The sequence below is a fragment of the candidate division KSB1 bacterium genome, assembly GCA_022562085.1.
Lineage (GTDB): Bacteria > Zhuqueibacterota > Zhuqueibacteria > Oceanimicrobiales > Oceanimicrobiaceae > Oceanimicrobium.
The window spans coordinates 1-8,997 of sequence record JADFPY010000174.1 but is presented as its reverse complement, the minus strand read 5'-3'; the positions used below and the strand labels follow the sequence as shown (position 1 = coordinate 8,997).

Here is an 8,997-nt window from a genome sequence, read left to right as displayed (position 1 = left end):
TCTATTTCTCCTCTCTTTATGTGACATATTTATGCCTCAGAAATTGGACTTCTATTTTTGAGTGATTGAAGTTGCAACTGCTTTTTCCAATTCAAAAATGCTGAGCTGGTATTTTAGCAACAAGTCATTTCTGGCGTGGAAAGATTCACTGTAAGCGCGGACGCCGTCCAACAACTCAAGGAGTGACATTTCCCCTTCGGAATAGGAGAATTGCGCTACCTCCAGTAATTGTTCCGTGGGCTGTACATTCTCTGCAAGAAACTGTTCGACCAGTCGAAGATAGAGTTGATAGGTTTCGTAAGCCTGGCGCACTTCCATTGCCACCCGTTTTTCCAGTAATTCCGTTGCCAGGGTCTGCTGGCTAAGGGCTGCGCTGGCGCTGTGTACCTTGCCTTGATTGCGGTTAAATAGTGGAAAGCCAAAGTTGATTTGTACGACAGAGCCTTTAAAGTCATCCACCTGTTTTTTGTAGCCGATAGAGGCGACGATTCGAGGCAAGCGACCCCATTTATTGGCGGTCAAGGCTGCCTGCTTGCCGCGAAGGGTTGCTCCGGCAGCCTGCAGGTCGGGACGGGTTTCCAGGCTCTGTGCCAACAGCTTTTCCTGAGATATCTCCGGCAGGTGTGACGGAAAAACTGCCGACGTTTTGATCAGCGTTTCGCTTTGATCCGGGTCGAGAATAAAAGCCAGTTGTCTGCGGCTGTTGTTGAGCAGCACTTTAGCTTCGGCTTCTGCTTTCTGGTAGCGGAGATATTCGACCGCGATACGCTGGTGTTCATAACCGGCCATGTCGCCGTCAGCAAAGCGGAAACGGCTGGCCTCTGCCGCCTGGCGGAAAACATTGGCCGCTTTTTGCCAGGCCTGATAATTTTGAACTGCAAAATGAGTTTCTACAAACGCCTTTTGAACCTCAAATTTGATGAGACGCCGGACGTCGGCGAGCATCATTTGCTCTGCATCAACCTGCGCCGATGCGGCCGCAACCTTTGACCAGCGCGACCAGAGAAAATTCAGCGGCAGCCCAGCGTAGACAGTCGTTTCTCCTGCATCTTGACCATTGAGACTGAGATCTTCCCGGTAAAAGGTGATAACCGGATTAGGAAACAAACCGGCTGTGGTCTTCAGTCCCTGCGCCTGCTCAATAGAATATTGCTGAATTTGCAGCGCCGGGTAGTTGGCAAGCGCCCGCTCGACGGCTTGCTGCAATGTTAAAGTTTGAATTGTTGTCTCAATTTCTTGTGCAATACCCGGAGCGGCAAAAACACTGAAGCAAAAAAGACAGACTATTGCTTGAATTCGTTTCAAGAGAAATCCTCCACAATAATGGATTTATAATCACCAAAATAGCAATCATGCGTGCTTGACCATGATCGATCTTTGGTGGAAAAAATTAGATGGTGATTTTCTTAGAATAGGGTTAAGCTTGTGGAGGAGATAGGTTTGCTGCGGTAAGGATGCAATAATCCTGCTGAGGTTGAAGCGGTAACAAGGTGAAAGCATCTTGCCATGAAAGCTGGTTGGAACAACTTTCGGCAGATGTCTGAATAAATAATACTAAGATAGGTGGAAATTTGGTTGGATTGAATATTTTCCCCGGAGCTTGGGAAACGCCGACCATTTCATCAGCTGCTGTAACCGGTTCACTGAAATGATCGGGTGTTGAATCTTCTCGGTGATCTTCATCGCTATGTTCAGATTTGTTTGACCCAAATGGGTCAGTGTGGGAATGATAAGAAACTGCGTTTGAATCGGTGTGATATTTTCCAGGATGCTTGTGAAAGCACGGCGCTAAAACAAGGGAAATGGCATAAATAAATAGCACCACTATTCCGGATAAACTAAATTTCAATTTTTTAGTGCAAAAAATCATGCCGCGAAAATAAACAATTACTGATAGAAAGTCAAGTATTAATTTGAAAGATTCAGGATGCCTCAAAAATTTAGTGTCATTAATTATGTTAAGTATTTTGGGGATATTCAGTTAATTCGAGAGCCACTGAATGCAGAATAATCAAGTGCCTCCTACGTTTTGACGCTTTTCAATTCAACCGCAAACCATTTATACAACGCCGGAATGACCAGCAGCGTTAAAGCCGTTGATGTGACTAATCCGCCTACGACTACTGTCGCCAGCGGGCGTTGCACTTAGCTGCCAATGCCAGAGGAAAACAGTAAGGGAAATCATGCCCAAACCTGCGGCGAGGCCAGTCATTTTTCTAATATTCGGAATTTTTGTATTCGATTGTTGCCAAAGTCAGCTACGTAAATTTCACCTTCTTCGCTAATTGCAATGTCAGTGGGGTGTTCGAATTGCCCATCTGCTTTTCCTGCCGAGCCAAACTGGTAAAGAAATTCTCCACTGTCATCAAAAATTTGAATGCGGTTGTTGTAGAAGTCCACAACAAAAATTCGATTTTTATGGTCAGTCGCTATGGCATTGGCAACATCAAATTGGCCCGGTTCTTTACCCTTTTGCCCAAACGAATTTAGCGGCTCACCAATTGGACTAAATTTCTGGATGCGGTGGTTGTAGGCGTCTGCCACCAGAATGTCGCCCTGTTGGTCAACGACGATATCGGTTGGATAGTATAATTGACCAAACTCGTGACCTTCGCTTGCAAATTCATGTTGAAATTCTCCTCCCGTGGCAAATATCTGGATGCGGTGATTATAAAAATCAGCCAACACAACCTTTCCATTGGAGTCGAAATTTAGGCCTGCAGGGGCGTCGAATTCGCCATGTCCTTTTCCACTTTTGCCTATCATGAATTGAAATTTTCCGTCGGTATTAAACACCTGCACCCGGTCGTTGCCGTATTCAGGCACATAGATGAATCCGTCAGCACCGACGGCTAAATGCATGGGCCGGTCGAATTCGCCTTCCGCGCTTCCGGCCCGTCCCCACTCGGCAACAAATTTTCCATCGGGAGTAAATTTCTGGATGCGGTTGTTCCCAGCATCGGAAACATAGACATTTCTCTGGGCGTCTAAAGCCACCCCGATGGGTTCGCTAAATTTTCCCGGCTCTGAGCCCGTGCCACCCCATTGGGTTACGAATTCGATTTCAAGGTTATTATCTTTTGAACAACCGAAAGAGATTAACGCCACAGCAATTAATAGAACGCTCAAACGGTTGAAGTTGCTTAGTTTCAATCCAATACCCCGCCTTCTATTTCGTACTCTAAAACAGTAAAATTCTCGTTCCTATCGATAGAGTCCAATCGGTGGCCAACTGGGTGCCGTTGGGCTCGTTTACAATGGGAATTTGTAGGGACGCTTCGACAAGCCAGCGTCTACCGCCGACAAATTGCAGTCCCGGAGACAAGAAAATTGTGGTGCCGCCGGAATTTTCATTTGTCACCCCATTTACATCACTTTTTGCAGCGCTTGTTCCGTTGATTTCTAAAAATCCATTGAGCTGCGGTGAAGGATAAGTTTCGTACACCGCCGGCAGCAGCCGATAGCCGAACGCGAGATTATACGCAAAGCTGTTTCCGAAATCGACCTGATTATGGGAAGTGTTCAGATTGTAAATTCCTTCTAAATAAATGCCGCTCCTGTCCTTAATCCATCCGGCCACGGTAGAAAAGAAATAGTCCGTTGAGCCGCTCCCCAGGGCCGGCACATCCCCGGTAGGAAATTTAACCCCTGCCTTTGAGGCGATTCGGAATGTCTCTTTCTTGCGGTCGCGTTGATAAAGCAGGTACTTGGCAAAAACTCGCACGTCGCCGATTCCGAAGCTTGACATATCCTGCACAGTTGATTCGAAATCGACGTCCACAAACGGCACGATAACACCCATCTGAAATCTATCGCTGAACAAGTTGTAAGGAATGGCAATGGGGGTAACCCGAACTGTCACTTGCCGATCCATATCGTCTGGAATTTCGTCTCCATCTTGCAAAAGAGTTGTCCTGCGAACGAATTTCGCAAAGGTGCGGATTCCGCCACCTTCCAAGCCGAGCATGATGGGGGTGTCGGTGTTGATAGGCGGACCCTGGGCCAAAACTGTTGTCGCTAGGATTTGGAATAGCCCTGTTGCACCTAAAACTTTTAGCTTCTTTCTTAATTTGTTCAAGTAAAACCTTCTGAATCTCACAAACTTTTTTTACTGTCAGGGGCAGGCCGCAGTCCAATTTCCTGCAAAAATGTCACAAATCCTTCCGACCGCAACCTTTTTTCTTTTTTAAGATAATAGGTTTGAATCTTGCCGATTTGTGATCGGTGTTGGAGAAAAATAATCGCTTCGTCTTTATTCTTTTTCCATTGCAGGTCTTTAGCCACCTGATCGCCAAACTCAAGAATAATGCCCGGACCGATTTTTCTCAGTTCATTCGTCCGCTGCACCTCAATGCTATTTTTTTGCTTCGTCAGGATGACTCCGTAATCACTTTCAAAATTTTTTGTGATGCCAATCTGTGCGCCATCGGATAGAGCTGAAAATAGGTCAGAATTCTTAGTGAGCCATGTTTGCCACTTTTCCACTTCCGTGACCGGACTTTTGTCGATTTTGTTTTTCCAGAACAAGTGCAGTTTAGTAAATCCGCCGAGCAAATTGACCACGAAAATAAAACTGAGAAATAAAACGGTGACACTAAACCAGTTCTTTTTAATCGATTGAAGAAGCTTCATAGACCTCCTGTTATTTTTAAAAACGATAGGGACGAGACCAGCTTCAAAATGAACGGAAAGGATTGATTATCAGATAGGCTATTTAATCATACAGGAACCGCAGCAACCGCTGGGTTCGCATTTGCCGTATTCGTTGATTTCGGCCTGATCCGCACTGGAAAATGCTAAACTTCCTAGCGCAAACAGGGCCAAAGTAATTAGAAGAATGATTTTTTTCTTCATAAGCAATTACCTCCTTCTTCCATTCCTTCTGAGTGGCCTCGCCCTATCGATATCTATTTTAAGTTTAGCTATTTCTTAGATAATTCCGCTTTGAATCCCAAAGCTTCAATCGCTTGCACAAACTTTTTTTGATCGACTTTCTCGTCGGTGCAGGTAAACTCGGCTTTTTCGGCCGACAGGCTCACCTTGACATCATGAACGCAAGCCAATTCGGTCAAAGTATTTTTTACGCGAGAAATACACCCTTCGCAGTGCATCCCTTTGATATTGAGCGAAATCTTCTGTCCTTTCATAGCCGCCACCTCCTTCTTGGACTTACCTTCGATCTGCAGTTCTCTTGGGGTAAAGCCCGCTTCCTTCACTTTTTTGGCGATCTGTTCTTTGTCAATTTTTGCACCCTCTTTAAAATAAAGAGTGACCACGCCTTCATTTATTTTGATTTCGAGCTTCTCAACACTTTCAATTTTCTTTAACTTCTTCTCCAATCCATAGGCACAGAAGGGACAGGCGAGTCCGTCGACTCGCACCGTGACCGTTTTTTGTTCTCCGGCGCTGAGGGCTGTAACTGCTGCGATCAAAACCATTGCCGTGAAGAATCTTTTGATTTTTGACATTTTGAACCTCCTGATTGTTTTTAATGTTTTCCGAATAAAAAAAACCGACTCTCTATTTAAATGGCGGCATATGAAATTCGATGCCCACAACAACTTCCGGGTCTGGCGCTCCTGGATGCCGTTAAGCTTTTCCATCAATTAGAATTTTTACCGCGGCTCTAAAAGGTCACTTAAATAAGTCTCAATTCTTTTCACTTTTTTTCCCTACCTTCTGATTTGCCTCCGCGTATTCTACGAACGGCTGTTTTTCGCAGGCGGTGATCACCTCTTTTACACTTTTTTCGGAAGTGATGTGGAAAACGCGTAACCGCAGCGCTGCGATGGTTTTGATTTGCTGCAAACCGAGCTCCGACGCCAATTTCGCGATCTGGCTTTCCTTTACACTGGCCTTAAATTTCACCAAAATTTCCCGTTCGGTATCACGGTCGGACAGCTTTGATTGCGAATGCAACAAAATCACCGCCACCGAGTTGTCGCCGTAATTGCTCACGTAAAGCCTGCTGTCATTTACCGCAGACACGATCCCAATCGGTTTGGTGCCAACGACGAACTCCTGTGGAAGTTTTTCGTAAGTCTTCGCGTCATAGCTGAAAACTTGCGAGCTGTTGAAATTGACCACGTAAAGAATCTTCTCGGATTTCGACAACACCGCATCTTCCGGACCGTCGAGACCGGTGATTTCGTGGATGATTTTTCCGGCGTTCGAATCGACGATGTGGATTTTGTTGGCGAAGAAATTGCTGATAAATAGCCGGGAGCGGTCGTGGTTGGCATGAATCAATTCCGGTTTGTGGCCGACTTCAAGCAGCGTGGCCTGCTTGGTTTTCACATCGATGATGGAAATGGTGCCGTCTTTGGTGTTGGTGCCGTACAGTTTGCTGCCGCTTTTCGACAACCCGACGCCATCCGGGCCGTTGCCGGTTGGGTATTCATCGAGAATTTCAAGTGAACCGGCGTCGAGTTTCAGGATTTTGTTGGCTTCGGTCGCGATAACAAACAAAGTTTTGCCATCATCCGTCGCCACGATGCCGCCGAGGTTGTGCTCGTAGCGTTTTGATCTGACGATTTCGTGCTTCGTAAAATCGATGACATCGACGCCTTTATTCCAGCCGCTGACAGCCACTAGATTTGAACTACCGAGTCGGGCAAAGCCCCAGGGATAATCGGTGCCGTCGATAGTTTGCACCACTTTGTCCGTACGTGTATCGACGACGGTAATGAACGTGTCCTCGACGTTGGCGACGTAGAGATAGCGTTCGTTAGGAGTGAGGAAGAGGGCGTCCGGGCCTTTGCCCACCGGGATGGTTTGGGATGATGCAGCCATTGTAACAGTGAAGGTCCAGAACAGAGCCAAAATGCGTCTTAATATATTCATCTTAATCTCCGTTTGCTTAAACTTTGATGCTTGTGATTTGTCCATAAAGCCTCAAACCTTCTTTGACAGTCGCATTGACATCCCCGAGACAACAGCGACCGGACGGATTTTTGATTTCGCAGGCGCATTCGCCGGCCTGCACTTTCTCGGTGATGTAAGTCGAAGCGTTACTGGTCCCGGTCTGCCGAATTTCATCGAAAATCTTATCGCGGGTAAAATCGAAACAGTAACAGACCGGAATCGGGTCGTCAGTTTCTTTCAGTCCAACGCGGGTTTTGACATCTTTTTTGGTAAAATACTGAGCTCCCTCTTGTGAAAAGTAAACCACCTCACAGGAGTGCGTCGGACAAAAATAATAATCGATCTCCTTTAGCCGGACGGCCTGCTTTGCGGCCAGCAGGTTTTCCGGCGTGATTCTATCGACCCCCTTGCCCTTTTCACCGCACACCGGGCAAACCCCTGATTTTTGCGTCGCGCATTCGGAGCTATTACAACATTCGGACATTTTGGAACTCCTTAATTTAAACTAGCTGCCTTCGCTTTAAAGCCCGCCTTGCTGACCGCCTCCACCAATTGATCGACTTTCGCGACTGCGGGATCGAATTCAACTTCGGCGGATTTTTCATCAAAACTCGCCCCGGCTTGTTTGACACCATCCACTTTCTTCAAGGCGGTTTCGACGCCGAAGGCGCAGCCGGAGCAGGTCATGCCTTCAATGTCCAACTTGACTTTTTGAACGTTAATCGCAACCGTTTCCCCCGGCTTTTCGGTTTGGGTTTTTTCCTTGGTTTTAGCGCAACCAAAAATCAGGGCCGCTCCTAACAGAACAACCAAACCCAGGCTTAAAAATTTCTTGATCATGATTCTACCTCCTCCATTTAGAGTAACGTTAAAATTTGTGGAAAAAACATGAAGACGACAGCGAAGGTCGCCGCAATCCACAGAAAGATTTTGTGCCATTTGCCGGCGCTCTCTATTTTGCAGGTGCCGTCTTCGCATTGGACCTGACGTTTGCGATAGGTGAAATAAAAGGCGGTCCCCAGGAAGAGCACCGTCAAAGCGAGGAGATAAGGCCGGTACGGCTCAAAGGCAGCAGCAAATCCCAAACTGCCGGCGCCGATGAGCGCAAACACTACAGGGCCGATGCAGCACAAAGAGGCCAACAGGGCCGAGAGCACCGAACCGACGCTGGTCAAAGCTGTTTTGTTCATTTCAATCCTCCAATTCGAACAGTTGTTTTAAAAAATCGACGAAAGGCGTCTCCTGCAATCGATAAAAAATCGTCTGTGCTTCGCGGCGTTTGGCGATGAGTCCGTGCGCCCGCAGCTTGCTGAGCTGGTGACTGATTGAGGAAACCGTCATGGCAGTCACGTCAGCGATGTCACAGACGCACAGTTCCGGCTTTTGCGCCAGCAAAAATAAAATCTTCAACCTGGTTTCGTTACCGGCTACAGTGAGTAAGTCCGCCAGGTTTTCGAGATCCCATTTTTCATGAAGTTGTTTTTGCAAGCTTTGCAACATGCGTACATCGACATTTTTGCGAATACAGCTTTCGCTGGTGAGTTCAGTCATATTTGCCCTTTTGTTTTGTTACTTGAATAACTGTTCAAATATAGAAAGAAACGACATACCTGTTAATTGGTTCCATTTTTTTTAATTAAATTTACCGCGAAGTAGAATTTACTACAATTTCATTGATTGTTTTAATTTTAATTTATTCTTTTAATTCATCGCATGAAAAGCGGTTTATTCATGAAGTTTTCTTTTCTGCTAAGACATGGAATGCGAATAGAAAATTGGTTTTGGGATGATTTAAAAGGGGAAGGCCCGAGTCGTACCAAAATCACGCGCAATTTCTTTTAGGTATAAAAATAGTAGATAAGATAGTGAGCCCTTGTAACACACTTGTCCCTCGTTGTCCGATGGATGGCTGAAAACGCGAAAACTTCGGGCAACTCGAATCCGCGGATCCAGAAGCGGATTATGATGAGCGGAATGATAAAAGAGCTGCGTTCAGTGCTTGACCCGTGCTTTGAATCTCTTGGCTTTACGCCGGACGCGGAATCCTTTGCTCATACAAGCTACAAAGGCGGCATGGCAGGGCGAACTATCCAGGTTGGCTGTTCGGCGCGTTCACGACACCAATTTGTCGGT

At 46.3% G+C, this 8,997-nt stretch carries 13 protein-coding genes and 1 pseudogene; 1 reads left to right on the top strand and 13 read right to left on the bottom strand.

Going from position 1 to position 8,997, the window contains the following annotated elements; all coding sequences use genetic code 11:
- Nucleotides 1-51 precede the first annotated feature (51 nt).
- The 13 genes and pseudogenes from IH879_14145 to IH879_14085 form a co-directional block, all read right to left on the bottom strand.
- A complete protein-coding gene (locus IH879_14145; GenBank protein MCH7676076.1) occupies nt 52-1,305 on the bottom strand; it encodes a TolC family protein in 1,254 nt (417 codons plus the stop codon).
- A 112-nt stretch (nt 1,306-1,417) separates the two neighbouring features.
- Nucleotides 1,418-1,936: a hypothetical protein gene (locus IH879_14140; GenBank protein ID MCH7676075.1), complete on the bottom strand. Its 519-nt coding sequence runs from the start codon at nt 1,934-1,936 to the stop codon at nt 1,418-1,420.
- A gap of 86 nt (nt 1,937-2,022) precedes the next feature.
- Nucleotides 2,023-2,172: pseudogene (locus IH879_14135) on the bottom strand (efflux RND transporter permease subunit).
- Nucleotides 2,173-2,208: 36 nt separating this feature from the next.
- Entirely contained in the window at nt 2,209-3,153 is a 945-nt protein-coding gene (locus IH879_14130) for a 6-bladed beta-propeller (GenBank protein MCH7676074.1), read from the bottom strand.
- Nucleotides 3,154-3,181: 28 nt separating this feature from the next.
- Nucleotides 3,182-4,078 (bottom strand): transporter, encoded by an 897-nt coding sequence (locus IH879_14125; GenBank protein MCH7676073.1) that lies wholly within the window; start codon nt 4,076-4,078, stop codon nt 3,182-3,184.
- A 17-nt stretch (nt 4,079-4,095) separates the two neighbouring features.
- Nucleotides 4,096-4,632: a hypothetical protein gene (locus IH879_14120; protein ID MCH7676072.1), complete on the bottom strand. Its 537-nt coding sequence runs from the start codon at nt 4,630-4,632 to the stop codon at nt 4,096-4,098.
- 78 nt (nt 4,633-4,710) lie between these two features.
- Nucleotides 4,711-4,854 carry a hypothetical protein gene (locus tag IH879_14115; protein MCH7676071.1) on the bottom strand — a complete coding sequence of 48 codons (144 nt, stop codon included), beginning with the start codon at nt 4,852-4,854 and terminating at the stop codon, nt 4,711-4,713.
- A gap of 68 nt (nt 4,855-4,922) precedes the next feature.
- Nucleotides 4,923-5,468, bottom strand: a complete 546-nt coding sequence (locus IH879_14110) for a cation transporter (GenBank protein ID MCH7676070.1) — start codon at nt 5,466-5,468, stop codon at nt 4,923-4,925.
- Nucleotides 5,469-5,649: 181 nt separating this feature from the next.
- The gene (locus IH879_14105; protein ID MCH7676069.1) at nt 5,650-6,843 is read right to left on the bottom strand and encodes a YncE family protein; all 1,194 of its coding nucleotides are present in this window, start codon (nt 6,841-6,843) and stop codon (nt 5,650-5,652) included.
- A 16-nt stretch (nt 6,844-6,859) separates the two neighbouring features.
- The gene (locus tag IH879_14100; GenBank protein MCH7676068.1) at nt 6,860-7,348 is read right to left on the bottom strand and encodes a (2Fe-2S)-binding protein; all 489 of its coding nucleotides are present in this window, start codon (nt 7,346-7,348) and stop codon (nt 6,860-6,862) included.
- 11 nt (nt 7,349-7,359) lie between these two features.
- Nucleotides 7,360-7,704: a heavy-metal-associated domain-containing protein gene (locus tag IH879_14095; GenBank protein ID MCH7676067.1), complete on the bottom strand. Its 345-nt coding sequence runs from the start codon at nt 7,702-7,704 to the stop codon at nt 7,360-7,362.
- A 17-nt stretch (nt 7,705-7,721) separates the two neighbouring features.
- Nucleotides 7,722-8,054 carry a hypothetical protein gene (locus tag IH879_14090; protein MCH7676066.1) on the bottom strand — a complete coding sequence of 111 codons (333 nt, stop codon included), beginning with the start codon at nt 8,052-8,054 and terminating at the stop codon, nt 7,722-7,724.
- Nucleotide 8,055: 1 nt separating this feature from the next.
- Nucleotides 8,056-8,415, bottom strand: a complete 360-nt coding sequence (locus IH879_14085) for a winged helix-turn-helix transcriptional regulator (protein MCH7676065.1) — start codon at nt 8,413-8,415, stop codon at nt 8,056-8,058.
- A gap of 414 nt (nt 8,416-8,829) precedes the next feature.
- Here IH879_14085 and IH879_14080 point away from each other — a divergent pair.
- Nucleotides 8,830-8,997: hypothetical protein (locus IH879_14080; protein MCH7676064.1), on the top strand; the 168-nt coding region annotated here is incomplete at its 3' end.